Annotated in this window: 24 protein-coding genes; 13 read left to right on the forward strand and 11 right to left on the reverse strand. The window is 65.0% G+C overall.

All coding sequences use genetic code 11. The features are described from left to right. Positions 1-45: 45 nt before the first annotated feature. From HNE05_RS19250 to HNE05_RS19295, 10 genes are all read left to right on the forward strand, one after another. Entirely contained in the window at positions 46-2,034 is a 1,989-nt protein-coding gene (locus HNE05_RS19250; RefSeq protein WP_173210368.1) for a dynamin-like GTPase family protein, read from the forward strand. 130 nt (positions 2,035-2,164) lie between these two features. Continuing rightward, positions 2,165-3,304, forward strand: a complete 1,140-nt coding sequence (gene metX, locus HNE05_RS19255; RefSeq protein WP_173210370.1) for a homoserine O-succinyltransferase MetX — start codon at positions 2,165-2,167, stop codon at positions 3,302-3,304. Between the two features lie 2 nt (positions 3,305-3,306). Beyond that, entirely contained in the window at positions 3,307-3,927 is a 621-nt protein-coding gene (gene metW / locus HNE05_RS19260; protein ID WP_173210372.1) for a methionine biosynthesis protein MetW, read from the forward strand. Between the two features lie 24 nt (positions 3,928-3,951). Then, positions 3,952-4,371, forward strand: coding sequence for a DUF4426 domain-containing protein (locus HNE05_RS19265; protein ID WP_173210374.1), 420 nt, complete (start codon positions 3,952-3,954; stop codon positions 4,369-4,371). Further along, a complete protein-coding gene (gene rdgB / locus HNE05_RS19270) occupies positions 4,368-4,964 on the forward strand; it encodes an RdgB/HAM1 family non-canonical purine NTP pyrophosphatase (RefSeq protein WP_173210376.1) in 597 nt (198 codons plus the stop codon). The genes HNE05_RS19265 and rdgB overlap by 4 nt, the downstream gene beginning before the upstream one ends. Next, a complete protein-coding gene (gene hemW / locus HNE05_RS19275) occupies positions 4,961-6,121 on the forward strand; it encodes a radical SAM family heme chaperone HemW (RefSeq protein WP_173210378.1) in 1,161 nt (386 codons plus the stop codon). Before rdgB ends, hemW begins: the two co-directional genes overlap by 4 nt. Positions 6,122-6,282: 161 nt before the next feature. After that, positions 6,283-6,579: a hypothetical protein gene (locus HNE05_RS19280; protein WP_173210380.1), complete on the forward strand. Its 297-nt coding sequence runs from the start codon at positions 6,283-6,285 to the stop codon at positions 6,577-6,579. Between the two features lie 229 nt (positions 6,580-6,808). Beyond that, a complete protein-coding gene (locus HNE05_RS19285) occupies positions 6,809-7,132 on the forward strand; it encodes a DUF3392 domain-containing protein (RefSeq protein WP_173210382.1) in 324 nt (107 codons plus the stop codon). Between the two features lie 51 nt (positions 7,133-7,183). Beyond that, the gene (locus HNE05_RS19290) at positions 7,184-7,438 is read left to right on the forward strand and encodes a hypothetical protein (RefSeq protein WP_173210385.1); all 255 of its coding nucleotides are present in this window, start codon (positions 7,184-7,186) and stop codon (positions 7,436-7,438) included. A 239-nt stretch (positions 7,439-7,677) separates the two neighbouring features. Further along, entirely contained in the window at positions 7,678-8,079 is a 402-nt protein-coding gene (locus HNE05_RS19295; RefSeq protein ID WP_173210387.1) for a hypothetical protein, read from the forward strand. A 61-nt stretch (positions 8,080-8,140) separates the two neighbouring features. On the opposite strand, the gene HNE05_RS19300 is transcribed toward HNE05_RS19295, so the two are convergent. From HNE05_RS19300 to HNE05_RS19320, 5 genes are all read right to left on the reverse strand, one after another. Beyond that, positions 8,141-9,682, reverse strand: a complete 1,542-nt coding sequence (locus HNE05_RS19300) for a phosphoenolpyruvate carboxykinase (protein WP_173210389.1) — start codon at positions 9,680-9,682, stop codon at positions 8,141-8,143. 158 nt (positions 9,683-9,840) lie between these two features. Next, positions 9,841-10,728, reverse strand: coding sequence for an Hsp33 family molecular chaperone HslO (gene hslO / locus HNE05_RS19305; RefSeq protein WP_173210391.1), 888 nt, complete (start codon positions 10,726-10,728; stop codon positions 9,841-9,843). Positions 10,729-10,812: 84 nt separating this feature from the next. After that, positions 10,813-11,208 (reverse strand): RNA-binding S4 domain-containing protein, encoded by a 396-nt coding sequence (locus HNE05_RS19310; protein ID WP_173210393.1) that lies wholly within the window; start codon positions 11,206-11,208, stop codon positions 10,813-10,815. A 6-nt stretch (positions 11,209-11,214) separates the two neighbouring features. Beyond that, a complete protein-coding gene (locus HNE05_RS19315) occupies positions 11,215-12,183 on the reverse strand; it encodes an acyl-CoA desaturase (protein ID WP_173210395.1) in 969 nt (322 codons plus the stop codon). A 287-nt stretch (positions 12,184-12,470) separates the two neighbouring features. After that, complete coding sequence (locus HNE05_RS19320; protein WP_173210397.1) at positions 12,471-12,779, reverse strand: metalloregulator ArsR/SmtB family transcription factor; 309 nt, start codon at positions 12,777-12,779, stop codon at positions 12,471-12,473. Positions 12,780-12,926: 147 nt separating this feature from the next. Between HNE05_RS19320 and rimB the strand changes: the two genes are divergently transcribed. Together rimB and rimK are read left to right on the forward strand one after the other, a co-directional pair. After that, entirely contained in the window at positions 12,927-13,394 is a 468-nt protein-coding gene (gene rimB / locus HNE05_RS19325; protein ID WP_173210399.1) for a retropepsin-like aspartic endopeptidase RimB, read from the forward strand. Further along, positions 13,391-14,296, forward strand: a complete 906-nt coding sequence (rimK, locus tag HNE05_RS19330; protein WP_173210401.1) for a 30S ribosomal protein S6--L-glutamate ligase — start codon at positions 13,391-13,393, stop codon at positions 14,294-14,296. Before rimB ends, rimK begins: the two co-directional genes overlap by 4 nt. 214 nt (positions 14,297-14,510) lie before the next feature. On the opposite strand, the gene HNE05_RS19335 is transcribed toward rimK, so the two are convergent. Together HNE05_RS19335 and HNE05_RS19340 are read right to left on the reverse strand one after the other, a co-directional pair. After that, positions 14,511-18,284 (reverse strand): bifunctional diguanylate cyclase/phosphodiesterase, encoded by a 3,774-nt coding sequence (locus HNE05_RS19335; RefSeq protein ID WP_173210403.1) that lies wholly within the window; start codon positions 18,282-18,284, stop codon positions 14,511-14,513. Between the two features lie 104 nt (positions 18,285-18,388). Then, positions 18,389-19,753 carry a hypothetical protein gene (locus HNE05_RS19340; RefSeq protein WP_173210405.1) on the reverse strand — a complete coding sequence of 455 codons (1,365 nt, stop codon included), beginning with the start codon at positions 19,751-19,753 and terminating at the stop codon, positions 18,389-18,391. Between the two features lie 372 nt (positions 19,754-20,125). Here HNE05_RS19340 and HNE05_RS19345 point away from each other — a divergent pair, with 372 nt between their 5' ends. Continuing rightward, positions 20,126-21,781 (forward strand): alpha/beta hydrolase family protein, encoded by a 1,656-nt coding sequence (locus HNE05_RS19345; protein ID WP_173210407.1) that lies wholly within the window; start codon positions 20,126-20,128, stop codon positions 21,779-21,781. 77 nt (positions 21,782-21,858) lie between these two features. Here HNE05_RS19345 and HNE05_RS19350 read toward each other — a convergent pair whose 3' ends face one another. The 4 genes from HNE05_RS19350 to HNE05_RS20610 form a co-directional block, all read right to left on the reverse strand. Beyond that, positions 21,859-23,292: a S8 family serine peptidase gene (locus tag HNE05_RS19350; protein WP_173210409.1), complete on the reverse strand. Its 1,434-nt coding sequence runs from the start codon at positions 23,290-23,292 to the stop codon at positions 21,859-21,861. Beyond that, complete coding sequence (locus HNE05_RS19355) at positions 23,289-23,915, reverse strand: anti-sigma factor family protein (RefSeq protein WP_173210411.1); 627 nt, start codon at positions 23,913-23,915, stop codon at positions 23,289-23,291. Before HNE05_RS19355 ends, HNE05_RS19350 begins: the two co-directional genes overlap by 4 nt. 61 nt (positions 23,916-23,976) lie before the next feature. Further along, positions 23,977-24,540 (reverse strand): sigma-70 family RNA polymerase sigma factor, encoded by a 564-nt coding sequence (locus HNE05_RS19360; protein ID WP_173210413.1) that lies wholly within the window; start codon positions 24,538-24,540, stop codon positions 23,977-23,979. Further along, a complete protein-coding gene (locus HNE05_RS20610) occupies positions 24,537-26,114 on the reverse strand; it encodes a hypothetical protein (RefSeq protein WP_173210415.1) in 1,578 nt (525 codons plus the stop codon). The genes HNE05_RS19360 and HNE05_RS20610 overlap by 4 nt, the downstream gene beginning before the upstream one ends. Between the last annotated feature and the right edge of the window lie 34 nt (positions 26,115-26,148).

Here is a 26,148-nt window from a genome sequence, read left to right on the forward strand (position 1 = left end):
ACCGCCTGACCACCGCAGGATGCGCTACCCGAGAGGAGTTACCGGATGAGCATGGAACGTCTCAGTCAACAGGTCGACGCCTACGTCACCTGGAAGCGCGAGTTGATGCGCGAAATCACCCGCTACCGTAGCTGGCTGGTGCACAACCGCCTCGGCTCGGAAGCGGTCGATACGCGTCTGGAGCGCGCCCTGCGCCTGTTGCGCACCGATCACATCACGCTGGCCTTCGTCGGCGAGTTCTCCCGCGGCAAGACCGAGCTGATCAACAGCCTGTTCTTCTCCGAGTACGGCCAGCGCATGCTGCCATCGCAGGCCGGACGCACCACCATGTGCCCCACCGAGCTGTTCTTCGACCCGCGCTCCGAACGCTCCTACATCCGCCTGCTGCCGATCGAAACGCGTACCGCCGCGGCCAGCGTGGCGCAGTTCAAGCGCATTCCCGGCAACTGGGTGAACATCCCGCTGGACATCAGCGACCCGGACAACATGGTGCAGGCCTTCGCCCAGGTGGCCAAGACCAAACCCATGCCAGTGGAACAGGCGATCCAGCTCGGCTTCCACCCGGACATGCTGGAAAGCGCCGGCAAACCCGGTCTGGTGCTGGTGCCGGCGTGGCGCCATGCCATGGTCAACTTCGACCACCCGCTGCTGCGCCAGGGCCTGCGCATTCTCGATACGCCCGGCCTGAATGCCCTCGGCAGCGAACCGGAACTGACCCTGTCGATGCTGCCCAGCGCCCAGGCGATCATCTTCCTGCTGGCTGCCGACACCGGCGTCACCGCCAGCGACATGGCCATCTGGCAGCAGCATATTCGCCAGCTCGACGAAGAAACCCAGGCCAGCCTGTTCGCCGTGCTGAACAAGATCGACGTGCTGTGGGACGACCTCGCCGGCGAGGAATTCGTACAACAGGCCATCGGCCAGATCCAGCTGGCCACTGCGCGCCAGCTGGGCATTTCCGCCGACAACGTACTGCCGCTATCGGCCAAGCAGGCAATGCTGGCCAAGGTGCGCAAAGACGAGGCACTGCTCGAACGCAGCCAGCTCGGCGACCTGGAAAACCTGCTCTGCGAACGCATCGTCGCGCAGAAGGAGCGCCTGCTCGAAGAGCGCGTGGTCAACCAGGTGCTGGCCCTGCTCAACAACAGCCAGCACGTACTCAACCTGCGCCTGGAGAAGGTCCGTGAACAGCAGGAGCTGCTCTCCACGCACCAGCAGGACAATGGCCAGATGCTCTTCGAGCTGACCGCCAAGACCAAGGAAGACCACAGCCAGCACCACAAACGCCTGCTCGGCCTGAAGACCAACCAGCGCCTGCTCCGGCGCCAGGGCGATCTGCTGCGCAGCGCCGTGCGCCCGGACAAGCTCGACGAGCACCTGGCCACCGTGCGCCAGGGCCTCAGCGGCAGCTGGACCACCTTCGGCATCAACCAGTCGATCCTGCAGTTCTTCCAGGCGGTGGAAACCGACCTGGGCAACCTGGCCCAGGAGGCCGGAATGGCCAACAAGATGGTCGCCGCCATCTACCGCCGGCACAACGAGGAAAACCCACTGCACGGGGTCGACGCGCCACAGTTCAACAGCCAGCGCTATCTGCGCGAGCTGAAACAATTGCAAGGCAAGGCAGACCAGTTCCGCCTGCACCTGAAAACCCTGCTCAGCGAGCAGAAAGTCCTGACCCGACGCTTCTTCGCCACCCTGGTGCAGGAAGTCATCGGCCTGCACCAGCGCCTGCGCAACGAGGCCGAGCAATGGGCCAACGATGCGCTGATGCCGCTGATGCAGCACACCCTGGAGCACAAGCAGCTGCTGGAAACCCACATGCTGCGCCTCAAGGCCCTGGCCCAGGACACCCAGCAAGCCCGCCAGCGCGGCCAGCAACTGGCGCGCTACATCGGCGAACTGGAAACCCAGCTGGCTCAGGCCAACGAGATGCTTCGCGCCCTGCGCCGACCAGCACCGATCCAGCGCCAGGGCAAGGTCGTCACCCTGCCTGGGATGATCCGCCAGCAAGGCACTGGCGAGCACGCCTAAGAAGCCGTTTAGGATCTCTTGATCATCGGCCAAGCCAAGTAATTCAAGACCTTAGCCCCTGCCCCCGGCGCTTGCTGCCGGGGGCCACGGTCTTTAGACTGCTGCACTTCCTTGATCGAGAGCAGGGTCGATGCCGACAGCCTTCCCCAAAGATTCCGTCGGTCTGGTCACACCGCAGACTGCCCATTTCGCCGACCCGCTCGCGCTGGTCTGCGGGCGCAGCCTGGCTGACTATCAGCTGGTCTACGAGACCTACGGCACGCTGAACGCCACGGCGAGCAATGCCGTGCTGATCTGCCACGCGCTGTCCGGCCATCACCACGCCGCCGGTTACCACAGCCTGGACGAGCGCAAGCCGGGCTGGTGGGACAGCTGCATCGGCCCCGGCAAACCGATCGATACCGACAAGTTCTTCGTCGTCAGCCTGAACAACCTTGGCGGCTGCAACGGCTCCACCGGGCCGGCCAGCCTCAACCCGGCTACCGGCAAGGTATTCGGTGCCGATTTCCCGGTGCTCACCGTGGAAGACTGGGTGCACAGCCAGGCGCGCCTGGCCGACCTGCTCGGCATCCGGCAATGGGCTGCGGTGGTCGGCGGCAGCCTCGGCGGCATGCAGGCCCTGCAGTGGGCCATCAGCTACCCCGAGCGCATCCGTCACTGCCTGTGCATCGCCTCGGCGCCCAAACTGTCGGCGCAGAACATCGCCTTCAACGAAGTGGCGCGCCAGGCAATCCTTACCGATCCGGAATTCCACGGCGGGCACTTCCAGGAACAGGGCGTGATCCCCAAGCGCGGCCTGATGCTGGCGCGCATGGTCGGCCACATCACCTACCTGTCGGACGACGCCATGGGCGAGAAATTCGGCCGCGGGCTGAAGAGCGAGAAGCTCAACTACGACTTCCACAGTGTCGAGTTCCAGGTCGAGAGCTACCTGCGCTACCAGGGCGAAGAGTTCTCCGGGCGTTTCGACGCCAACACCTACCTGCTGATGACCAAGGCGCTGGACTACTTCGATCCTGCTGCCGCTCACGGCGACGACCTGGCCACGACCCTGGCCGGGGTCAAGGCCGACTTCTGCGTGATGTCCTTCACCACCGACTGGCGCTTCTCGCCGGCGCGTTCGCGGGAGATCGTCGACGCCCTGCTGGCCGCCAAGAAGAACGTCAGCTACCTGGAGATCGACGCACCACAGGGCCACGACGCCTTCCTCATTCCGATCCCGCGCTACCTGCAGGCCTTCGGCGGTTACATGAAGCGGATCGAGGTATAAGCATGCGCGCTGATCTGGAAATCATTCAGGAGTGGATTCCCGCCGGCAGCCGCGTGCTCGACCTCGGCTGCGGCGACGGCGAACTGCTGGCCTGGCTGCACGCCAACAAACAGGTCAGCGGCTATGGCCTGGAAATCGACGGCGACAAGATCGCCACCTGCATCGAGCGCGGGGTCAACGTGATCGAACAGGACCTCGACGAGGGCCTGGGCAACTTTGCCAGCAACAGCTTCGACGTGGTGGTCATGACCCAGTCGCTGCAGGCCCTGCGCTACCCGGACAAGGTGTTGGCGGAGATGTTGCGGGTCGGCAGAACCTGCATCATCACCTTCCCCAACTTCGGCCACTGGCACTGCCGCTGGTACCTGACCACCAAGGGCCGCATGCCGGTGTCGGAATTCCTGCCGTACACCTGGTACAACACGCCGAACATCCACTTCTGCACCTTCGCCGACTTCGAGCGCCTGTGCCTGCAGCTGGGCGCCCGCGTCGAAGAGCGCCTGGCCGTAGACCATGAACATCGCCACAGCCTGGGCAGCAAGCTATGGCCTAATCTGATGGGTGAGATCGGCATTTATCGCGTCAGCGGTCCCGGCCTGGCCGATCACCGTGTAGCCGTCTAACCGCCTGACGCCTGGAGAACCACTATGCCTCGCCTCGCTTCCCTGCTGCTCTGCCTGCTCGTCGCCCTGCCCGCCTTTGCCGAACGCAAACAGACCTTCGGCGAGCTGGACGTGCACTACAGCGTGTTCAATTCCAGCTTCCTGCAGCCTGATATTGCCGCCGCAGCCGGCCTGACCCGCAGCAAGACCGGCGGCGTAGTCAATGTCGCCGCGCTCAAGGGCGGCAAGGGCGTGCCAGCCCAGGTCAGCGGTCAGATCAAGAACCTGCTGGGCCAGACCAGCACCCTGAGCTTCAAGCAGGTGCTGGAAAGCGGCGCGGTCTACTACCTGGCCGAATTCCCGCTGCGCGAGCGGGAAATCCTCACTTTCAGCCTCAGCGTGCAGGTCGGCGACAGCGCGCCGCACAGCTTTACCTTCAACCAGGAAGTGTTTCCGGACGAATGATGCCCTTTAGCGAACTCGTACTGGCCAGCCATAACGCCGGCAAACTCAAGGAACTCCAGGCCATGCTCGGCGACGCCGTGCGCGTGCGCTCGGTTAGCGAATTCTCCAGCATTGAACCGGAAGAGACCGGCCTGTCCTTCGTCGAAAACGCCATCCTCAAGGCGCGCAACGCCGCACGCCTGTCCGGCCTGCCAGCGCTGGCCGACGACTCCGGCCTGGCGGTGGACTTCCTCGGCGGCGCCCCCGGCATCTATTCGGCGCGCTATGCCGATGGCCAGGGCGATGCAGCCAACAACGCCAAGCTGCTAGAGGTACTGAAAGACGTCCCGGACGCCCAGCGCGGCGCCCAGTTCGTCTGCGCCCTGGCGCTGGTCCGACATGCCGACGATCCGCTGCCGATCCTCTGCGAAGGCCTCTGGCACGGCAGCATCCTGCATGCGCCACGCGGCGAGCAGGGCTTCGGCTACGACCCGCTGTTCTGGGTCGCCGAGCGCAATTGCTCCAGCGCCGAATTGCCGGCCGCCGAGAAGAACCAGCTCAGCCACCGCGCCCGCGCCATGGCCCTGCTCAAGCAACGTCTGGGGCTGGCATGAACATGCCCAGCGGCGGGAGCTTCCAGCTGCCGCCTCTTGCCCTCTATATCCATATTCCGTGGTGCGTGCGCAAATGCCCGTACTGCGACTTCAACTCCCACGCCGCCGGCCCGACGCTGCCGGAGCAGGAGTATGTCGACGCCCTGCTGGCCGACCTCGATGCCGACCTCGGTCATGTCCACGGCCGCGAACTGACCTCGATCTTCTTCGGCGGCGGCACCCCCAGCCTGTTCAGCGCCAACGCCCTGGGCCGCCTGCTGGATGGCGTCGAGCGGCGCGTGCGCTTCGCCCGCAACATCGAGATCACCCTGGAAGCCAACCCCGGCACCTTCGAGCAGGCCAAGTTCCGCGACTACCGCGGCCTGGGCATCAACCGCCTGTCGATCGGCGTGCAGAGCTTCCAGGAAGCCAAGCTCAAGGCCCTCGGCCGTATCCACGACGGTAACGAGGCGATCCGCGCGGCCGACATGGCCCGCGCCGCCGGCTTCGACAACTTCAACCTCGACCTGATGCACGGCCTGCCCGAGCAGAGCATCGAGGACGCCCTGTTCGACCTGCGCACTGCCATCGCCCAAGGGCCAACACACCTGTCCTGGTACCAGCTGACCATGGAGCCCAATACGGTGTTCTGGAGCCAGCCGCCTGTGCTGCCAGAGGACGACCTGCTGTGGGACATCCAGGAAGCCGGCCAGGCCCTGCTCGCCGAGCAGGGTTACGCCCAGTACGAAGTGTCGGCCTACGCGCAAACCGGCAAGGCGGCGCGGCACAACCTCAACTACTGGACCTTCGGTGACTTCCTCGGCATCGGCGCCGGCGCCCACGCCAAGCTGAGCAGCCCGAGCGGACAGATCATGCGTACCTGGAAGACCCGCCTGCCCAAGGACTACCTCGATGCGAGCAAGCCCTTCCAGGCTGGCGATCGGCTGCTGACAGCGGACGAGCTGCCCTTCGAGTTCCTGATGAACGTGCTGCGCCTCAGCGAAGGCGTGCCTGCCGCGCTGTTCAGCGAGCGTACCGGCCTGCCGCTGGCGCAGCTGGATGGCGCGCGGCGCGAAGCCGAGGCACGCAAGCTGCTGCTCGCCGATCCACAGCGCCTGACCGCCAGCCGCGAAGGCCAGCTGTTCCTCAACGACCTGTTGCAGCACTTCCTGCCCTGAGCCCGCCCCACCGGCGACAAACCGCATGCCAACGTCAGAGGGCAACGCCACGCCGTCCGCGCTAACACTGCCGCTGGGCACCGCCAGCAGCTTCGACCTGCGCCGGAACCGGCCTCATCTATACTTCCTCCGCCCCATGCCCCGATCAATCAGGAGATCACATGAAGCGTTCCTCCGGCTTGCATCTCACAGGATTGGCTCTGCTGCTGACCATTGCCGCTCCGCCCTTCATTTCACCGCTGGCTCAGGCGGACACCTATGGCTCCGAGCGCCGCCAGGACCGTCGCGGCGACCGCTACGATGCGCGTGACAACCGCCAGGGCGGCCGCGAGGAAGCGCGGGATCTCAAGCAGGAGTGCCTGGACGGGGACGACAGCCGCATGGATTGCCGGCAAGACAAGCGCGGCACCAAGCAGGATACGCGGCAGGAGTCACGGGAGATCCGCCGGGACGATTGATCCCACCCGGCGGCCAGCCAGCGAATTACACCGGGCAGGGCCGCTCGAGGCCTCTGATCGACTGGAGCAAAGTTGGGCGCCAACTCCTGGCGGAGCTAGCGCATGTGATGCCCACCATTTTTTCCACTACGACCTTCGGAAGACCTGCGCGGCACCACAGCCACGCTTTGCATTCGCGCCCCGACTAGGGTGCAATGGCAGCCCCCACATCCCGGCCATAGGACTTCCGATGGATCTGCTGCTCGACCTGATTGTCACCCTCTCGCGCTGGTGCCGCGGCAATCTGTACGACATCTCCCTGGCCATCATGGCCACCCTGTTCGTGCTGTTCGGCCCCGGCATCAATGCCTGGGTGCAGCGCTCGATCAGCAGCTTCAACTTTTTCCTGCGCACCCTGATCTTCGTTCTGGTCTGCGCAGTGGGCTATGGCCTGGCCATCGTCTTCCTGACCCCCTGGCTGGCCCAAGCGCTCGGCTACTTCAACAATTTCACCCTCTCACCGGTACTGCTACTAGTCTTCTTCCTGATCGGCGTACTGGCCGACCGCAGCTGAGCTGCCGGCGCTCCTCGCGCGGGCAGCACTGCCCCCCCCCAAGGAGAGCCGATGAAAGAACTCAAGCATCTGTACGTGTATTTCCAGGATGGCCAACGCCTGGCCCTGCGCATCCCCAAGCAGAGCGAAGACCTGACATTGATCGCCCGCAACTTGCGTAAACAGCTTGAGTCGCCTTACCTGAGCATTGAGGTGGACGGCGACCTGCTGATGATCCCGCGCGAGAGCATCAAGTACCTGCAGATCTGTCCGATGCCTGACGCCCTGCCCGAACTGACCATAGAGGGCGCGGAAGTGGTCGACTAAAACAACAATAAGCAGTCCCCCGCATCCACGGAGGCACCATGAAGCGTATCGCTCCCCTGTTGCTGATCCTCGCCAGCCTGCTCAGCCCAGGCGCTCTGGCCGAGTCCATCCGCTTCACTGACCAACGCCAGCCAATGACTGATCCGTAATTAACAAACCGGCTATTGCCAATCAATCTAATGCTCTCCCTCACCTAGTATTAAAGTGAAACTAGGCAATCAGAGGGAGATAGGCTCCTTATGCAGATCAATAGCTACAGCGGAAATCTGCCGCCTTCGACCCAGGTCATCAACAAGTACGGCCCGACCAGTCCCGAACAGGTGAACAAGGTTGTGGACGCTACTTCCGACCGAGTCGATGAGCGCCAGCAAAGCCGCGAACTGAGCCAGACCGCCAAGCGCGACGCGGCAGCACAGATTTACAGCGCCAATACTCAGCAACGGCAAATCGAAACGTATCTGGCAGTGGCCAGCGAAAGTGAAGTCGACAGCCAGCCGAGTCCCTTGGAGACCGCTCAGAATCTGAATGAAGCGCAGCAGCGTAACGACCGGGCCCAGAACATCGACGACCTACCCAGCCGCCCTGAGCGGCCTGAGAACGATCCGGCCAGGCCGGAGCCCTACGCTGCAACCCGTGCCTGATCGCTAGACGACAGCGCACAAAAAAGCCGCCCGAGGGCGGCTTTTTCTATGGCGCTACAGCTTACAGCTGAGGGCCGGCGCTGCGGATAGCGTCGGACACGTCGAACTTCTTGAAGTTCTCGATGAACAGTTGCGCCAGACCTTTGGCCGCCTCGTCGTAGGCATTCTGGTCAGCCCAAGTGTTGCGCGGGTTGAGCAGGTTGGTCTCGACGCCCGGAACGGCCTTCGGCACGCTCAGGTTGATGATCGGCAGCTGCTCGGTCTCGGTACCGATCAGCGCACCGCTCTGGATCGCTGCGATCACGCCTCTGGTAGTCGGGATGTTGAAGCGTTTACCCACTCCGTACCCGCCCCCTGTCCAACCAGTATTGACCAGGTAGACCTTGGAGCCGAAGCCACGGATGCGCTTGATCAGCAGTTCAGCGTACTCGCCAGCCGGACGCGGGAAGAACGGCGCGCCGAAGCAGGTGGAGAAGGTCGACTTGATGCCGCCGCCGCTGCCCATTTCGGTGGAACCGACCAGCGCGGTGTAGCCGGACAGGAAGTGGTAGGCCGCCTGCTCTTCGCTGAGGATCGACACCGGCGGCAGTACGCCCGTCAGGTCGCAGGTCAGGAAGATCACCGCGTTCGGCTCGCCGCCGAGGTTCTTCTCGCTGCGCTTCTCGACCAGCTCCAGCGGGTAGGCCGCACGGCTGTTCTGGGTCAGGCTGTCGTCGGTGTAATCCGGCAGGCGGTTTTCGTCGAGCACGACGTTTTCCAGCACGGCGCCGAACTGGATGGCTTTCCAGATCACCGGCTCGTTCTTCTCGGACAGGTCGATACACTTGGCATAGCAACCGCCTTCGATGTTGAACACCACGCCCACGCCCCAGCCGTGCTCGTCGTCACCGATCAGGTAACGGCTTTCGTCGGCCGACAGGGTGGTCTTGCCGGTGCCGGACAGGCCGAAGAACAGGGTCACGTCGCCCTCTTCGCCGATGTTGGCGGCGCAGTGCATCGGCAGCACGTCGGCGTCCGGCAGCAGGAAGTTCTGCACGGAGAACATGGCTTTCTTCATTTCACCGGCGTAGCGCATGCCGGCGAGCAGGACTTTCTTGGCGGCGAAGTTGATGATCACGCAGCCATCGGAGTTGGTGCCGTCACGCTCGGGCACGCACTCGAAGTTGGCGACGTTGAGGATCTGCCACTCGGCCTTGGCGCCCGGGTTGTAGGTTTCCGGGTTGATGAACAGGCAACGGCCGAACAGGTTCTGCCAGGCAGTCTGGGTGGTCATCTTGACCGGCAGGTAGTGGGCATCGGCCGAGCCGACGTGGACGTAGGAGACGAAGTGGTCCTGGGCGTTGTTGAACGCCTCGACGCGGTCCCACAGGGCATCAAACTTGTCGGCCGGGAACGGACGGTTGATCGAGCCCCAGGCGATTTTCGCTTCGGTGCTCGGCTCCTGCACGATGAAACGGTCAGCCGGGGAACGACCGGTGCGATGGCCGGTGCGTACGACCAGCGAGCCGTTGGCGGCCAGCTCGCCTTCGCCACGGCGAATGGCCTCTTCGACCAGTTGGGCAGCGCTGATATCGGTGTAAACGGCGGTATTGGCTTGCGTCATGAGTGTCCCCGTCGGCGGCTGGCCGAGTCTTCCAAACGTTGTGTAGTGCGCAGGCAGCCGCACTACAGCGATAAAAAAGTCGCGGGAGTATGCCAGAAAAGCTCGTACCTTGGCAGCCTCTTGTCTACTTAAGCGACCGATAGACGCACGCTATCGTGTCAGTGCCGGGTGGCCGAGGGCTCCTGGCTGTCACCACTGGTAAACAGCTGCGCTACATCGGCCGCATCGAAGGCATAGCGCTGGTTGCAGAACTGGCAATCGATTTCCACCTGCCCGCCATGCTCGGCCAGCAGCAGTTCGGCATCGCCCTGGCCCAGGCTGATCAGCGCCCGCGCCGAACGCTCGCGCGAGCAGCTGCAGCGGAACTGCAGCGGGCTGGGCTCGAACAGGCGCACCGCCTCTTCGTGGTAAAGGCGGTGCAGCACGGTCTCGTTGTCGAGGCCGAGCAACTCTTCGGCGGTCAGGGTATTGGCCAGGGTCAGCAGGTGCTGCCAGCTGGCTTCACGCTCGTCGGCATCGGGCAGGCGATCCACCGGCAGCTGCTGCAGCAGCAGGCCACGGGCGCGCTGGCCGTCGGCGTGCAACCAGAAGCGGGTGGACAGCTGCTCGGACGTGGCGAAGTAGGCGGTCAGGCAATCGGCCAGGGTGTCGCCTTCCAGGTCGACGATGCCCTGGTAGCGTTGGCCCTGCTTCGGGTCGACGGTCAGCGCCAGTACGCCATCCGGCATCAGCTCACGCAGGCCGGCATCGGCGCCGATCTGCTCGGCGTGGTAGCGGGCGATGCCACGCACTTCGCGCTCGCTGGAGCATTCGATCATCAGCAGCGGCACCGGCCCGGAGGAGCGCACCTGCAGGATCAGCAGGCCGTCGAACTTCAGGGTGCCGACCAGCAGCGCGGCGGCAGCGAGCATCTCGCCGAGCAGCTGGGCCACCGGTTGCGGGTAGGGATGCTTGGCCAGCACATGCTGGTAGCTCGCGCCGAGGCTGACCAGCTCGCCACGCACGTCGGCGTCGTCGAAGAGGAAACGTTGGGTAAAGTCGGCCATGGGCGAATGCTGCCTGAATACTGGGGCGGCGATTTTAGGCGCAAAGCCCGGCGCGACCAAGGGCCGGTTGTCTAGCGAACCCCCTCACTCCTGGCCGCCGCGAAAATTCTGGAGCTGGCGGCGCTGCTTCTTGCTCGGTCGACCATCGGTCTGCAGGCCCAGGGCGCCGGCCTTGCGCAGCTCGGCGCTAGCCTCGCGGCGATCGACACTGTCAGCGGTCTCCTCATATAGCAGTTGCGCCTCGGGAGCACCACGGCGCACAACGGACAGCGCGCGCACCTGCACCGTGCGTTCCTCGAAGCCGGTGCGAATCACGTACTGGTCACCGATTTTGGGCTCCTTGCCCGGTTTGCAGCGCTCGCCGCGGCAATGCACCTTGCCGCCCTCGATGGCTTCCTTGGCCAGGGCCCGGGTCTTGTAGAAGCGCGCGGCCCACAGCCATTTATCCAGGCGTACCTTGTCGTCGTCTTTGTCGCTCAAAACCAATCAGCTCCATACCCAGCGTTTCAATACCGCACGCAGCGGACAGTTGCAGGCCTGCGGCACAGCGTCCTCGACCCGGCGCAACTCGGCCCGATAGGGCAAGTCCAACGGCGTCTTCAAATCCCAGACCAGGCCCAGTCGGGCCAAGCCCTGCAGCACCCACCAGCCCGGGTCCCACTCGCCGGCATACAAGCCGAGGCGGGCCGAACCGGGAAAGGCGTGGTGATTGTTGTGCCAGCACTCGCCCATGGTCAGCAAGGCGGCAAAGGGCACGTTGTAACCCTGCACGCTGGCATCGTCGACCACATGATGTTGCGCGCCATGACGGTGGGCGAAGTGGCCAATCAGCCAGTGGCCAAATACCCCCGCGGTGACCCGCGCACACACGCCCCAGAATACCCAGGCCCAGCCACCCAGGGCGAAGAACAGCAGCGCCCAGGGCAACTGCTGGGCCATCCAGGTGCGCTGCAGGAAGCGATAGACCGGGTCGGCGGTGATCCGTGGCTCGACGCGGATATCCGGCGGATTGGCCAGGCGCAGCTCACAGTGCAACTGCCACCAGGCATCGAGCAGGGGCGCGCGGCGATGACCGAAGAAGTCATGACAGGCTTTCTGCCGCTGCGCGTAATCGCGCAAATCATGGGTGCGCAGCAAACCCAGCGGGCCTGACAAGCCGACCAGCACGCCACAATAGACGAGGAAGTACTCCAGCCACTTGGGGCACTGGAAGCTGTCGTGAATCAGCTTGCGGTGCATGCCCAGCGAGTGCCCGAGTAGCAGCACCAGCGCAGTGGTCCCGGCAAACAGGGCGAACGCCGCCCAGGTGAAGGTCAGCGCCCCACCCACCAGCGCGGCCAGCGCCATGCCACTGAACCACAGCGAGCGGATCGGCTCCCAGCGCACCTCGCCGTGGACGACATCGGCGCCCAGCTGCACGCGATGGTTCTTGAGACTCTCGGGTATCACATCCATGGCGCCTCCAAGCCCGAGCGGGCCTTTAGAACCTATCCACGATCTCCTGTCCGTCGGCCATACCGCGTTAAAAACAGGCTCGGAAAGCGGCTTGCCGCTAACGCGCTTTAGCGCGACCCGAAGGGCGAGTGAAACGAGTCATGCTCATTTACAGCTCGTAAACTCCGCTTCCTCGCCTGTTTGATTCGCTAGCGCTCACCCTTCGGGCCAGCCTGCGGCTGTTACTCCCGTTGGTCGTTGCGCCTTGTCTGGCTCTAGTCCAAAAGATCGTGAACAGGTTCTTAACATTACTTCTTGGCCAGCTCCGCACCCTCGCGCTTCAACTGGCTACCCGTCGGGCAGACCTCGAAGGCAAAGCCGAGCAGGGTATTCAACAGGCTGTCGGGGTTGAGCCGGTACAGCACGTACTGGCCTTTACGCTCGCCGACCACCAGGCCAGCCGCCGCGAGAATCGACAGATGCCGGGAGATCGCCGGAGCGCTCATCGCGAAGCGGCTGGCAATGTCTCCGGCGGTCAGTTGCTGGGCCGAGAGGTAGGCCAGAATCTGCCGCCGCGGGGTAGAGGCCAGCGCTTCGAAAACCTTATCTGTCGCCATGCGCCCACCGCTTACTTAACATTTTAGTTAATTGCTTTATAGCAGAGCCGCGGCGCTTGGCAAATCCTTGCTCTGGCACATGCAGCCAGGGGTGCGGTTGTCATCTGAGCTGTCTAGAATGCCTGCACCTCCTGGGGAAAGCCTGCATTGAAGACGTTCGACCAACTCGCCGTGATCGGCCTGCGTGAATGGATCAACCTGCCCGAACTGGGCATGGTCGGTCTGCGCGGCAAGATCGACACCGGCGCCAGCACCTCGACCCTGCATGCCAGCGATATCCAGCCGTTCGACCGTGACGGTGAACCCTGGGTGCGTTTCACCGCCCACTTCGGCACCCAGGTGCAGCGCCGCCACCCGTGCGAGGCGCCCCTGGTAACGGTGAAGTCGATCAAGAGCTCCAATGGCCATATCCAGACCCGCTACGTGATCCGCACCCTGCTCGCCCTCGGTGACCGGGCCTGGTCGGTGGAGTTCACCCTGGCCTGCCGCAAGACCATGCGCTACCGCGTGCTGCTCGGTTCCAAGGCACTGGTCGACGGCCAACTGGTGGTCAACCCGGCGCTGACCTACGTGCAAGACAAACCCCAGCTTTCCCTGCCTTCCGGTGCCCAATGAAGATTGCCATCCTGTCGCGCAACCCGCGCCTGTATTCGACTCGCCGCCTGGTGGAAGCCGGCACCGCGCGCGGCCATGAGGTGGTGGTGATCGACACCCTGCGCGCCTACATGAACATCGCCAGCCACAAGCCGCAGATCCACTACCGCGGCCGGCCGCTGGAAAACTTCGATGCGGTAATCCCGCGCATCGGCGCTTCGGTGACTTTCTACGGCTGCGCCGTGCTGCGCCAGTTCGAGATGATGGGTGTGTTCCCGCTCAACGAATCGGTGGCGATCAGCCGCTCGCGCGACAAGCTGCGCTCGCTGCAACTGCTCTCACGGCGCGGCATCGGCCTGCCGGTGACCGGCTTCGCCCACTCGCCGGACGACATTCCCGACCTGATCCAGATGGTCAGCGGCGCACCGCTGGTGATCAAAGTGCTGGAAGGCACCCAGGGCATCGGCGTGGTGCTGTGCGAAACCGAAAAGGCCGCCGAGTCGGTGATCGAGGCCTTCATGGGCCTCAAGCAGAACATCATGGTCCAGGAATACATCAAGGAAGCCGGCGGCGCCGACATCCGCTGCTTCGTGGTCGGCGACAAGGTCATCGCGGCAATGAAGCGCCAGGCCAAACCCGGCGAATTCCGCTCCAACCTGCACCGCGGCGGCTCGGCCAGCCTGATCAAGATCACTCCGGAAGAACGCATGACCGCCATCCGTGCGGCCAAGGTCATGGGCCTGTCGGTGGCGGGGGTGGATATCCTGCGTTCCAATCACGGCCCGCTGGTGATGGAGGTGAATTCCTCGCCCGGCCTGGAAGGCATCGAGACCACCACCGGCAAGGACGTGGCCAGCATGATCATCCAGTACATCGAGAAGAACGGCGGCCCGCACCTGACCCGTACCAAGGGCAAAGGCTAAGCCCCGCTCGCGGACCTCAGAAGCACCCTCTCCCCAGCCCTCTCCCGTGAACGGGAGAGGGGGCAAAAGCGCTCCGTACCCGTTCCACACTCTGCTATGGCGATGCAGAAAAGATCCGCACCCGACTCTGAGCCCCTACGCGCCCAACACGTAGCCCGGATGCAATCCGGGGCAAGTCTTCAGCCCTCCGCGGCCCTCCCGGATTGCATCCAGGCTACGGCTCATCACCGTGCTGCTGCAGCCAGGCGAGGAACTCCTTCTCGCCGAGCGGGCGGCTGAAGTGATAGCCCTGGCCCAGCGAGCAACCGTGCTGGCGTAGCCACTCCAGCTGGACGACGCTCTCGACGCCCTCGGCCACGCACTCCAGGCCCAGGTTGCGGGCGATCAGCAGAATCGTCTCGACCAGCATCTGGCCGCTGGCCTCGCCTTCCAGATCATTGATGAAACTGCGATCGATCTTCAGCCGGTCCAGCGGCAGGCGCTTGAGGTAGGTCAGCGACGAATAGCCGGTGCCGAAATCGTCGATGGCAAAGCGGATTCCCAGGCGTTTGAGGGCATGCATGGCCTCGATGCACTGCTCGACATCCTGCAACAGCACGCCTTCGGTGATTTCCAGCTCCAGGGCACTGGGCGGCAGACCGTGGCGCTGCAGGCAGCTGCTGATGCGCTCGGCACAGCCGTTCTGGCGCAGCTCGCGCGGGCTGAGGTTGACCGCCAGCACCAGCTGCGGCCAGTCGGCCTGCCAGCGCGCCAGGCTGGCGCAGGCATGCTCCAGCACCCAGTGACCGAGTTCCTGGATCAGCCCGGTCTCCTCGGCCAGCGGAATGAACTGGTCGGGCGGGATATTGCCCCGTTCCGGATGCTGCCAACGCAGCAACACCTCGGCCCCAGCAACCCGGCCAGTGGCCAGCGCCAGTTGCGGCTGGAACACTAGGTGCAGCTGATCGCGCGCCATTGCCTGGCGTAGCTCGCTCTGCAACTGCAGCCGCTGGTCGATCACCGCCTGCATTTCCGGGGCGAAGAAATGCAGGGCATTACGCCCGCCCTGCTTGGCCTGGTACATGGCGGTGTCCGATTGCTTCAGCGCATCGGCGGCATCCTGCCCCGGCAGCGGGTGCAGGGTGATGCCGATGCTGCCACTGACGGCCAGCTCGTGACCGTTAATCCAATAGCTCCCGCGCAGGTTGAGCAGCAGCTTCTCGCCCACTTCGGCCGCATGTTCGGCCGCCAGCGCGGGGCTGTCCGCCAGGTGTTCCAGCAGCACGACGAACTCGTCGCCACCCAGGCGGGCCAGGGTGTCCTCTGCGCGCAGGCAGTCGCCCAGGCGCGCGGTGACGGCCCGGAGCAGGGCATCACCGGTGGGGTGGCCGAGGCTGTCGTTGACCGTCTTGAAGTGATCGAGGTCGATGAACAGCAAGGCGCCGTAACTGCCCTCGCGCTGCTCGCGGGTCATCGCGTGCTGCAGGCGGTCCTGCAGCAGACGGCGGTTGGGCAGCCCGGTCAGCTCGTCACTGTAGGCCAGGCGCTCGATCTCGCGCTGGTAGCGCTGGCGCTCGGAGATGTCGGTGATGCTGGCGCGAATCAGCAGCGGCTTGCCGGGCATGCACACCAGACGTACTTCGCAGGGCAGCACGCGGCCGGCACTGTCGCGATGCAGCCACTCGAACACTGGCGTACCACCGCCGATCGCCGCCTGCAGATAACGCAGCCCGAGAGGCGTGGAGTCCTGGCCATCGGCCTGGCGCGGCGGGCTCATCTCGACCGGATTGCGCCCCAGCAGCTCGGCGTGGCTCAGATTGAACAGACGCTGGGCATTCTCGTTGGCCTCGATGATGCCGCCCTTGGGGCTGAACAGCACGATGGCCTCCGGGGCATGCTCGACCAGCGTGCGGTAGCGCGCTTCCGCCTCGTGGCGCGCAGTGATGTCCTCGATGATCGCCAGACAGGCCTCCAGGCGACCGCCCTGTGCACGCACCGCGCGCAGGCTCAGGCGGCTGTAGATCACCGAACCGTCGCTACGCAGAAAGCGTTTCTCCAGCTCGTAGTCATCACGCTCACCACAAAGAATGCCGTCGAACAGGGCCTCTTCGCGCTCGACATCCTGCGCGTGAGTGATCTGCTGCCAATTGCTGCTGCACAACTCCTCGCGGCTGCGGTCGAGAATCTGGCAGAGCTTGAAGTTGACCTCCAGCCACTGGCCCTGCGGGGTGATCATGGCCATGCCGATCAGCGGCGCCTCGAAGAACAGGCGCAGCCACTCGTCGCGTTCGCGTAACTGCTGCTCGGCGAGTTTGCGCGCGCTGATGTCCTGTATCGCGCCGTACAGGCGCACAACTTTGCGCCCGTCCATTTCCGGAAAACCCTTGAGGCGCACCCAGCGCGAGGTGCCGCGCAGCCCGGTCAGACGCACCTCCATGTCGAACGGCTGCCCCGAACGCAGGATCTGCCGGAGGGTCTGCTGGATCAGCTTGCGGCTCTCCGGCTCGTAGCGACTGAGCGCCACTGGCAGCGGCGGAGCACCGGCCGAGGGGTCCATCTCGTTCATGCGGAAGCAGCCATCGGTCCAGTACATGCGCTGGTCGGCCATTTCCAGAACCCAGCCACCGATATCGGCGATCGCCTCGGTCTGCGACAACAGATGGGTCTGCCGCATCAGCTCCTCGCGGCCCCTGGCCAGCTCCTTGGCCAGGCGCTCGCGCTCGCTGACATCCTGGGTGAGCGCGACGAAATGACTGACCTTGCCACGCGCATCGAGCAGCGGCGCAATGGTCACCTCGTTCCAGAACTCCTCGCCATTCTTGCGGTAATTGCGCAGCACCTCATGGTGCGGCAGGCCGCGACTGAGGGCCTGGCGCGCACGCTGCAAGGCACCGTGGTCACTGTTGCCGGCCAGCAGCAGGCGACTGCCACTGCCGAGGATTTCCGCACGGTTGTAGCCGCTCAGTTTCTCCATCGCCGGGTTGCAATAGATGAAGGGGTTACCGGGCTGGCGCGCGTCGGAAATCGACACACCCAGCGGGCAGGACTGCAGCGCCTGGTTGACCAGGGCCAGCTCCTGCTGCATCGCCGCACTGCTGTGCAGGGTCCGGCGCAGGTCGCTGAGGGCACGGCCGACCAGCAGCGTGGCGATCATCAGCAGCAACAGGCTGAAGTGCATTTCCAGGCGCTGCGGGCTGGCCCAGTCGAGATCGCTGACCAGCACCCCGGCCAGCGGCAGGGCCAGTACGCTGAGCACAGTCAGGACGGCGCCCCAGACGGCGCCACTGAAGCCCCAGAGCATGGCCAGCACCAGCATCATGGCGCCAATCAGCGGCAGGATCAGCAGCAGCGGCAACAGGCAGAGCAACACCGGCAAGCCCACCAGCAGCGCAAGCAAGGCCCACCAGGGCGGGGGCTGCAGCCCGGTGCTGGCCGCGCTGTCCGCTGCCAGCGGAGACCGCCGCGCCCAGCCACGCCGGACCAAGCGCGGGGTCAGCCCGGTCAGCAGCGGCAGCGTTACCCCCAAGGCAATCAGGCTATCGGCCAGCCACAGGGTCAGGCTCGCCTGGGCCCATTGCTCGCTCGCCAGCACGCCGGTCAGCAGCAGGTTGCTCTGTACGCCGAGCGCGGCCACCGCCGCCGGCACCAGCACGCCCAGGAGGATAAAACGCACCAGGCTGGCCACCGTGCTCAGCGCCGCATCGAACTGGCGACCGCGCAGAAACAGCCAGACCATGCCGACAGCCAGGGTTTCCGGTAGCGCATAGAGGGGCGCCCAGCGCCAATCCAGCCCCCACAGGGGGATGCTCAGCAGGGCGTTGAGGTAGAGCGCCGGCAGGATGCGCGGCCCCCACCACAACAGCAGCGTCAGGCCGAGTGCGAACGGCAGGTACCAGAGCGCAGCGCCACTGACAAACTGGGTCGACAGGGACATCCAGGTGCCCAGATGGAACAGCGGCAACGGCAGCCACCAGCTCCACCCCGGCAGTCGATCCGAATCCACAGGCATGCTGACCTCGGCTAATCCATTTGAGCAGCATAGATCAGCCGCCAATCACCGGATCCATGCAAAAGCCCGCCGGGTGGCGGGCTGTTGCAGAGCGTGGGATCAGCTCACTGCGGGTTGCTTTGCAGCTGCAGCGTGGGCTTCGGCGGTTCCGGCTGCGGCTGCGGCGCCTTGATCTGCAGTACCGGCTTGGGTGGTTCAGGCTGCGCTTGCGGTGCCTGCAGTTTCAGCTCGGGTTTCGGCGGTTGCGGCTCATTGGCCTTGAGCTGCAGTTTCGGCTTCGGCGGCTCGGGCTGCGGTTGCGGCGCCTTGATCTGCAGGCCCGGCTTCGGCGGCTCGACTGGCGCTACCTGCAGCTTGCCACTACCACCCGGTTGCACGTTGAGGGTACTGGTGCACAGCACCTCGACCTCGACCTTGCTCGACTGCTGCTTGTTCGGCGCCAGCACATGCAGGCGGTAGCTGCGCTTGACCAGCGTGCCCTGGCCCTGGGTATTGGCCTTGAAGCCGCCGATACCCTGCTGCGGCGGCTGCGCATCCGGCTTGATGGTGACCTTCTGGTTGAGCACACGCTGGGTCGCCTCGCCCACCTTGCCCGGCAGGTTGCTGGTCATCTGCAGGGCGGCACCCTTGCCGCCGACTTCTTCCAGCCAGTACTTGATCTCGCCGCCACCGACACCCTTGATGGTGGCCTTGAGGTTCACTTCCGCCGGGCACACGCCCTTGAACTTGGCAGGCTGGGCGACCAGCTCGACGCTGGTGACCTGGAACTGGGCCGCCAGACCTTGCGGGCCTTTCGGCGGCGCGACCTTGTCGGCGATGGTCGGGTTGCCCAGGCACTGGATGGTCACCGGCGCGCTCTTGTCCCACAGGTGGTACTGGTGGCTGCTGGCCGGCCGCGAGGTGTTCGGCCCGCCGCCCAGCTGGTAGAAGCCGGCCATTTTCAGCGGTACATCGAGTTTGACGTTGAAGCCCTGACGCAGCACCTGATTGAGGCCCTTGCCCTGCTTCAGGCGGTTGTTTTTTTCGAAGCCGCAGTAGAGGGCGATATCGGCACCGGGGATGCCGTCACTCACCAGCAACTTGAACGGCAGGTTGGCGTTGAGATAGCCACTGGCCGCCTTCACCTGGGCGGCACCGAGATCGAACATCTGCGATTTCTCGAAGTGCATCTCGCCATTCTTGGGGATCTTCGCTTCGCCGACGTAAATCCGCGCCCAAGGCTTGCTCGGCTGCTGCGACCACTGGTGGGTGTACTGGAAGCGCATTTTCACCGTGCTGCTGGGCACCACCGACCACTCGCCCTTCTGGTCCAGCTGGACCTGCAGGGTGTGCGGCTGGCCGCCATTGGGTGCGGCCTTGATGGTGGCGGTAGCCGCCGGGTTGTCGTCGACCGCCTGGGCGGCGGTGCTGGCCAGCAACAGGGCCAGGCTGAGGCTGCTGAGGGTGAAGCGGGCGTTGAGCGCTTTCATGGTAGAGATCCTTGTAGGGGGGCGATAAATTTGCCTTGCCACCCTCTGTCGTTGATCGCCACTGCAGCGGTTCAAATTATTTTTTGCCGCGCGCGATAATTCTTCTGAGTAAAGCCGCTAAGCCAGGATTGGCGAGGCCTGGTGGCCGATTTGGCTAATTCAAATATTCAATTTCGGCACCCAGAATCGAACAGGCCCTCTGGGGCGTTGGGGTGATCGGCACAAGGAGCAGGCGGAGCCTCGCGATTGAGTCCGACTAGCGGGCCTGCCACCGGATCACCGGGCAGGAACCATCCTTGCCAATTTTTCTTCTAATCTGCTTATGCGCATCCGGGTGGTAGCGAAGCCTCTTTTGCCAAGGAGCAATAAGCCATGCCAGCCCCTGTATGTGCCACTCAGACAATTCTTCAAGCGTTAACCCTAGGCCTGTTGTTGAGTTCGCCAGGTGCATTCGCCTCCGATCCAATCGTAAAAATCTTCGGGATTGGTCAGGGGTTTGTGGTGCCGCCTGACGAGCGGTTCAAGATCCAATACCAGGTGATCCCCGAGGTCTCTGGCAATCACTCCTTCTATCTCGACAACACGCTTGCCCTGGTTAAGGATGCGAGCCAGATTGAGCACAACACCTCGGGCGCCTACAGCATCAGCTACCCCACTGGCCTCGCACAGGATCGCCTGCTCGAACTGCGCATTTGCGTAGAGGCAGTACCGGTTCAGGTGTGCGATCAGGTCAGTATTCGCGCCGGCCAGGTTTTGCTGCCCGGGCAGACCATTGAGCTCAGCCCGATCGGCGTTGCCGGTCACGTGCCGCCGCAGACGCCCTTTGACATCGACTACACCATCCTCAAACCAACGACATCGGACCAGCTCTTCTATATCGACGACGTGTTGCGCGGCCGGCGAACGGCCTCCAGCACGCAATCCGGGCCCCAGACAGCCGGCTATCCAGGCGGCCTTAATGATGGGGAAAAGCGCCTATTGCGCATCTGCGTCGATGAGGCTTCAGCGACCTGCGGATATGCAGAGGTGGCGGGCGGAGACCCGCCCAATGGCGTCGATGTGCCTGAGCCATTCTCGGTAGCGGATCTGCCCAACTACTACCAAGTCGTCGCTGACTGCAACCCCACCTGCGGGTATTACTCGAATGTCTACTACGGCGATCCTGGAGTTAGCTGGGTTCCTGAGCGTGGCGATGGACTGCCGGATGGGCTGCGCATCGATCTCTACTATTCGGGTGCAGATGGCCTGCTCAACCCGAATGCCGCCGCCAATACACTGATCATTTATGCGCATTCGGCCGGTTCGAATAAGGAGTCGCTGCTGACGAAAAATCGCACACTGCTCCGCTATCTACTGGAAATTGCCGATTCCGGCGCGGGTGTGGTCGTTGCTTCGGCAGACTTCCGGCACCCGCTAAAACAACTCGAGAGCGACCGCACACCGTCTTCGGTCGCTGACCTCAGCTACCTCGTACAATTCGCTCGTCATTACGCCGCCGCACTGAATATCAACCCTGACGATATCTTCCTGGTGGGCACCTCTCTGGGTGCGGGAGTAGCGGTTCACGCCGCTGTCCGCGAAATCGCTAACCCTTCAGACATATCGCCAGTAAGGCGAAGCTCTTCCGCCGTCCGCGGCGTCATCACCCGCGATGCGCAGACTTCGTTCGCGACGCACTGGTTTCGCAGCCAGTTCCTCGAGGCGCCTCTCGCGGCTATCTATCAGCCCAACCTGCTGGATGACGAAGCGCGCTCGATCTACGGCCACGCGATTGCGCAAGTCCACAGCAACTCACCGCTGATGGAGTTGCTATATATCGGTCGCTACGTCGACCACAGGGTTACCCAAGCGGAATATCTCGACAGAACAGTCGACCTTGTTCATCTACCGAACTACGGCTTGGCGATGGAGGCGCAGTACCGTTTGCATGGCATCAATGAGCGTATTCGCCTGATAGAACGCTACACCGGTAACTTCGCTCATGATGCCGCACGATTTGTAGCGCAGTACCGGCTTGGTCGACAGTGATTTGACTACGTAGAGATGTTGGCGGCCTGCTCTGGAACTGCACAGGGTGCCGGCGCCAGGAGTCGCCGCACAGGCCACTAGCGACAGCCGGGCAGGTGCGCCAGGCCGGCGCCGTACTGCTCGTCACGGCCGCTGGCGCCGAGATCGCGGGCCTGCGCCAGCAGCGCTTCGGCAGAGGGCGCCAGGGCCAGGGCGGCGCTGACGAAGGGCGCGGCGAAGGAGGTGCCGCTGGCGTAGAAGCCCTGGCCATTGCCGTCCAGGGTCCAGATATCCTCGCCCGGCGCCACCAGCGCCAGATGCCGCCCGAAGTTGGACTGGCGTAAGCGCCGTAGCCGCGCATCCACCGCGCCCACCGCCAGCACGCCGGGATAGGCGGCGGGGTAACGCACCCCGGCCTGGCCGTCGTTACCGGCGGCCGCGACGAAGTCCATCCGTGCCGCCAGCTGCTCGAACAGCTCCGCCAGCAAACGACTGTGGGCCCCACCGAAGCTCAGGTTGACCGCCTGCGGCGCTGGCTGCAGGCCGGCTAGCTGCTCCAGGGCGGCGATCACCCAATCGCTGCGGGTGTGCAGGCCAGCCGTGCGGTCTTCACCAAAAATCCCCAGGGCCTGCAGGCGCGCGCCGGGCAGCAGGCCGGCAACCTGTTCGCGCCCGACCAGCAGCGCCGCCAGCGCGGTGCCGTGGCGCGCCGCCTCGCTACTGCGGGCCAGGTACTGCGCCGGCGGCAGGCTCTGGTAATGCAGATCGGCACCGGCAAACTCACTCAGCGCGCTGTTCACCGGACCATCGAGCATGGCCAGCAGCTTGCCCTTGCCGCAGTCGACGGCAGCCGGCTGCTGGCGGCCCATCGCGCGCTGGCCCCAGTTGCGTTGTTGCAGCTCGGCCGCGTCCGGCAACTGCAACGGCCGGTAGCGCTGATTGAGCTCCTGCTGCCAGTGCGGAAACTGCCGCCTTAGCTGTTCTTCAAGCTGCTCCAGGTCGAGCTGTGCAGGAATGCGGTAGACGCTGAGCACCCGCTGCAGATTAGGCAACTGCTGCCGGCGCAGAATCGACAGCTGGAACGCTTGCAGGGCCAGGCGCTGCTGCTCCGCTTCGGCCAGATTACGGCTGAACACCAGCCACTCGCGCAGCGGCGGCAGCTCCTCCGTCGGTGGCTGCACCACGCCGCGCCACTGCTGGGGTGGCGCCTGCAGCATGGGCTGATCGAGCAGGCTGCCAGTGGCGCGGCGCGGCGGCGGGATGGCTGCAGGAGCAGACGGAGCGACGGGTGGGATAGACACCGGCGCTGGCGCGGCAACCGGGGCGGCGGGAGTTGCCGCCGGCACGACAGGCGCCGGGGCAGGCGTCGGGGCAGGACCACCCGGCACGGGCGGCACAGCCGGAGCAGGCGGCGCACTGCTGGCGGGCGGGCCGCCCGGAACGCTGGAGCTTGTCGGCCCGCCTGCGGCGTCGCTGGCGGCCTGCAGCGGCAGGCTCAGGACCAGCGCCAGCAGCAGCCAGGGCTGCCTCATGGCTGCTCACGCGCCAACAGCGCGGCATGCTGCACCACCGGTTGCTGCTGCAACCACTGCAGCAGGGCCTGGCCATCGGCGAAGCGCCGATCATCTGGTACATGCACCTGCACGATACCCAGCGCCGAAGGGCCATCCACCAGCACCGCATCGACCTCCAGCAGCAACCCGCGTACCTGCTGCCACTGGGCATGCTCGACGAAACGCAGCTGCACCCGGTAGCCACCGCTAAGCACCTGCTGCGGGCCGCCACTCTGCAGTTGCCAGTCCGTATCGGTCGGCGCCGGGCGCATCAGGATGCCCAGCTGCAGCGCCACCGCCAGGGCTGCGGCGGCCGCTAGCGAAGGCTTCCACCAGTCGCGCCGGGCCGCCGTCGGCTCCTGCTGCAGGCTGCGCTGCAGGCGCGCCCAGCCCAGCTCGGCTGGCGCGCTGTGGGCGTTGCTGTGCTGCTGTTCCGCGTGTTTCAGTGCCGGCACCAGCTGGCGCAATCCGGCCAGCTCCTCGCGGGCTTCGGCAGAGCGTTGCAGCAGCGCCTCGACCCGTTCCCGCTCGTCTACCGCCAGCGTGCCGTTGAGGTACCAAGGCAGCAGGGCCCGTAAATCGTCGTCAGTTTCGCTGTTCATTGTTCACCTCCGCAGTCTGTACCCCTGAGTCGTCTGCGCCGGTGTAGCGGTTCAGTCTTTCTCATGTATCGGCCCCTCCCAGCAGGCGCCGCAGACACTGCAGCAACTGCTGTTTGGCGTGCAGCATGCGGGTCTTCACGGTGCCATTGGGGATGGCCATGATCTCGGCGATTTCCGGGTAGGACAGTTCCTCGAAGAAGGTCAGGTAGACCACCTGGCGATGGCTGTCCTTGAGCCGGTCCAGGCACAGGCGCACCTGCTCGCCCTGCTGGCCCAGCTCCATGGCCAGGCTCATAGGGCAGCTCGCCTCCTCCTCGCCTTCGTCCAGGCTGGCTTCGTCGAGCAGTTCGGTGGGGCGCTTGCGGCGCAACAGGTCGATCGACTTGTGCCGGGTGATGCTCAACAGCCAGGTGCGCACCTGCGACTGGCCCTGGAAGCTGGCGGCGCGGCGCCAGACTTCCAGCATCACCTCGTTGAGCACCTCGGCGGCATCGGCAGCGTTGGCCACCGTGCGCATCGAGAACTGGTAGACCACGCCGTGGAAGCGCTCATAGAACTGGCGCAAGGCGCGCTGATCCTGGCCGGCGATGCGCAGCAGCAGTTGTACGTCCGTGTCTTCGCTCATGGCTGGTAGCGCACTCTCCATTCCTGGCTCTTGCCGATCAGCGCGCCGCCCTGGTCATGGGCGGTCACGCGCCACAGATAGTAACGCCCCGGCTGCAGCTTGTTGCGCATCAGCGCCGACAACGGGGTCTGGGTGGTGCTTGCCGGCAGCAGCATGCCGGCGACGAAGCTAGGCGACTCGCCGAGCACCTCGACCTCGCCGGCATTCTGCTGGTCTAGACCGATGGCGAACAGCTGCAACTGGTAGACCACCGCGCCATCCACCGCCCGCCACTGGAAGGCCGTGGCCGCATCGACCGTGCCGCTCTGCGGGCTGGCGGCAATCGCCAGCTGGGCAGCGGGGCCGCTGCCGCCCAGCACCTCGTAGACGGTTTCCACGGTGAGGCTCTCGATCGGGCAGCCGGAGTCCAGCACCAGGGCATCGGCCGGCACCAGGTCCTGGTTGGTCACGCAGAAACGCAGCCGATACTTGCCGGCCTTGGCCGTCGGCAAGGGCGGGCTGAACAGCGTGCTCTGCTGGGCGCTGCCGAGCTGGCTGCGCACCAGGGTGAGGGTGCGGTAGAACGGTTTGCCCTCGGTGCTGCCCGGCTCGGCCACCTGCCAACGCCCCTCGACCAGGCCATTGCCGCTGTAGCCCAGCAGCACCTTGGCCTTCAGTTCCGTGGCCGGCGGCACCAGCTTGATCCGCTGGTTATCGAGGAAGCTCAGGCTCAGGCGCTGCACCAGCAGCTCGCCATCGCGGTTTTCCCGCGGCGCGCGCAGGCCGCTGCTGACCAGGGTGAGGACCACCTGGGCGCTCAGGCTCTGGCTGCCGCTGGAGAACTCGCGCTGCAGGATCAGCCGGCGCAAGCCACGGGCATACCAGCCCTGCACCTCGGCCGCCGACAGCTCCAGCTGCTCGCTGAGCAGGAAGGGCGTGCGGCCACTGGCGCTCAGGCCGTCGCCCAGGGTGGTCAAGACGCCGCCGCTGGCCGGGTCGATGATGCGCGCGCGGCTGGAACTGACCCGCCCGCTGAAGTCGTCGCTGGCCACCACCTGCCAGGCCAGGGCCAGGACATTGCGCTGGCTGGCCAGCACCTGGCGCTGCGCCGGCTGGATCTTCACCGCGCGCAAACTGCCCACCGGCTGGGTCGGCTGGGTCGGCGCGGGCAGCACCAGCACCTGCTGGCCACGCACCGCACCGCCCCCCGCCAGGTCGGCGAAGTCGCGTACCAGCAGAACCCGGCGCAAGCCGCTGCGCTGCCAGCCCTGCACCGTGGCCTGCGGCAGGCTGATGAACTCGCCGAACAGGAACGGCCCGCTGCCGCCCTGGCTGAGCGTGCCACCGACCGTGGCCAGGGTCGCGCCGCCGGACGGGTTGATGATGCGTGCCGAGCTGGAAGCGGCGCCGCCACTGTGGGCAGAGCCCGCCGTGACGCGCCAGTTGACCGCAAAATTGTTGTCCTGATTGACCTGCAACTGGCGCTGGTTGGGCTGGGCAGTCGCCGCCAGCAAGGCGGCCTGGGCAGACAGCACCGGCAGGCCGAGACATGCCAGCAGGGCGAGCAGCAGTGTGTGTTTGCACAAGAGGTTCATCGTTCACCTTCCTTTCCCTCCCCGGCCCGCGGCC

The organism is Pseudomonas campi (assembly GCF_013200955.2).
Classification (GTDB): domain Bacteria; phylum Pseudomonadota; class Gammaproteobacteria; order Pseudomonadales; family Pseudomonadaceae; genus Aquipseudomonas; species Aquipseudomonas campi.

Coding starts and splice junctions, on each gene's coding strand:
- HNE05_RS19250 (WP_173210368.1), top strand. CDS start 46: ATGAGCATGGAACGTCTCAGTCAACAGGTCGACGCCTACGTCACCTGG.
- metX (WP_173210370.1), top strand. CDS start 2,165: ATGCCGACAGCCTTCCCCAAAGATTCCGTCGGTCTGGTCACACCGCAG.
- metW (WP_173210372.1), top strand. CDS start 3,307: ATGCGCGCTGATCTGGAAATCATTCAGGAGTGGATTCCCGCCGGCAGC.
- HNE05_RS19265 (WP_173210374.1), top strand. CDS start 3,952: ATGCCTCGCCTCGCTTCCCTGCTGCTCTGCCTGCTCGTCGCCCTGCCC.
- rdgB (WP_173210376.1), top strand. CDS start 4,368: ATGATGCCCTTTAGCGAACTCGTACTGGCCAGCCATAACGCCGGCAAA.
- hemW (WP_173210378.1), top strand. CDS start 4,961: ATGAACATGCCCAGCGGCGGGAGCTTCCAGCTGCCGCCTCTTGCCCTC.
- HNE05_RS19280 (WP_173210380.1), top strand. CDS start 6,283: ATGAAGCGTTCCTCCGGCTTGCATCTCACAGGATTGGCTCTGCTGCTG.
- HNE05_RS19285 (WP_173210382.1), top strand. CDS start 6,809: ATGGATCTGCTGCTCGACCTGATTGTCACCCTCTCGCGCTGGTGCCGC.
- HNE05_RS19290 (WP_173210385.1), top strand. CDS start 7,184: ATGAAAGAACTCAAGCATCTGTACGTGTATTTCCAGGATGGCCAACGC.
- HNE05_RS19295 (WP_173210387.1), top strand. CDS start 7,678: ATGCAGATCAATAGCTACAGCGGAAATCTGCCGCCTTCGACCCAGGTC.
- HNE05_RS19300 (WP_173210389.1), bottom strand. CDS start 9,682: ATGACGCAAGCCAATACCGCCGTTTACACCGATATCAGCGCTGCCCAA.
- hslO (WP_173210391.1), bottom strand. CDS start 10,728: ATGGCCGACTTTACCCAACGTTTCCTCTTCGACGACGCCGACGTGCGT.
- HNE05_RS19315 (WP_173210395.1), bottom strand. CDS start 12,183: ATGGATGTGATACCCGAGAGTCTCAAGAACCATCGCGTGCAGCTGGGC.
- HNE05_RS19320 (WP_173210397.1), bottom strand. CDS start 12,779: ATGGCGACAGATAAGGTTTTCGAAGCGCTGGCCTCTACCCCGCGGCGG.
- rimK (WP_173210401.1), top strand. CDS start 13,391: ATGAAGATTGCCATCCTGTCGCGCAACCCGCGCCTGTATTCGACTCGC.
- HNE05_RS19335 (WP_173210403.1), bottom strand. CDS start 18,284: ATGCCTGTGGATTCGGATCGACTGCCGGGGTGGAGCTGGTGGCTGCCG.
- HNE05_RS19340 (WP_173210405.1), bottom strand. CDS start 19,753: ATGAAAGCGCTCAACGCCCGCTTCACCCTCAGCAGCCTCAGCCTGGCC.
- HNE05_RS19345 (WP_173210407.1), top strand. CDS start 20,126: ATGCCAGCCCCTGTATGTGCCACTCAGACAATTCTTCAAGCGTTAACC.
- HNE05_RS19350 (WP_173210409.1), bottom strand. CDS start 23,292: ATGAGGCAGCCCTGGCTGCTGCTGGCGCTGGTCCTGAGCCTGCCGCTG.
- HNE05_RS19355 (WP_173210411.1), bottom strand. CDS start 23,915: ATGAACAGCGAAACTGACGACGATTTACGGGCCCTGCTGCCTTGGTAC.
- HNE05_RS19360 (WP_173210413.1), bottom strand. CDS start 24,540: ATGAGCGAAGACACGGACGTACAACTGCTGCTGCGCATCGCCGGCCAG.
- HNE05_RS20610 (WP_173210415.1), bottom strand. CDS start 26,114: ATGAACCTCTTGTGCAAACACACACTGCTGCTCGCCCTGCTGGCATGT.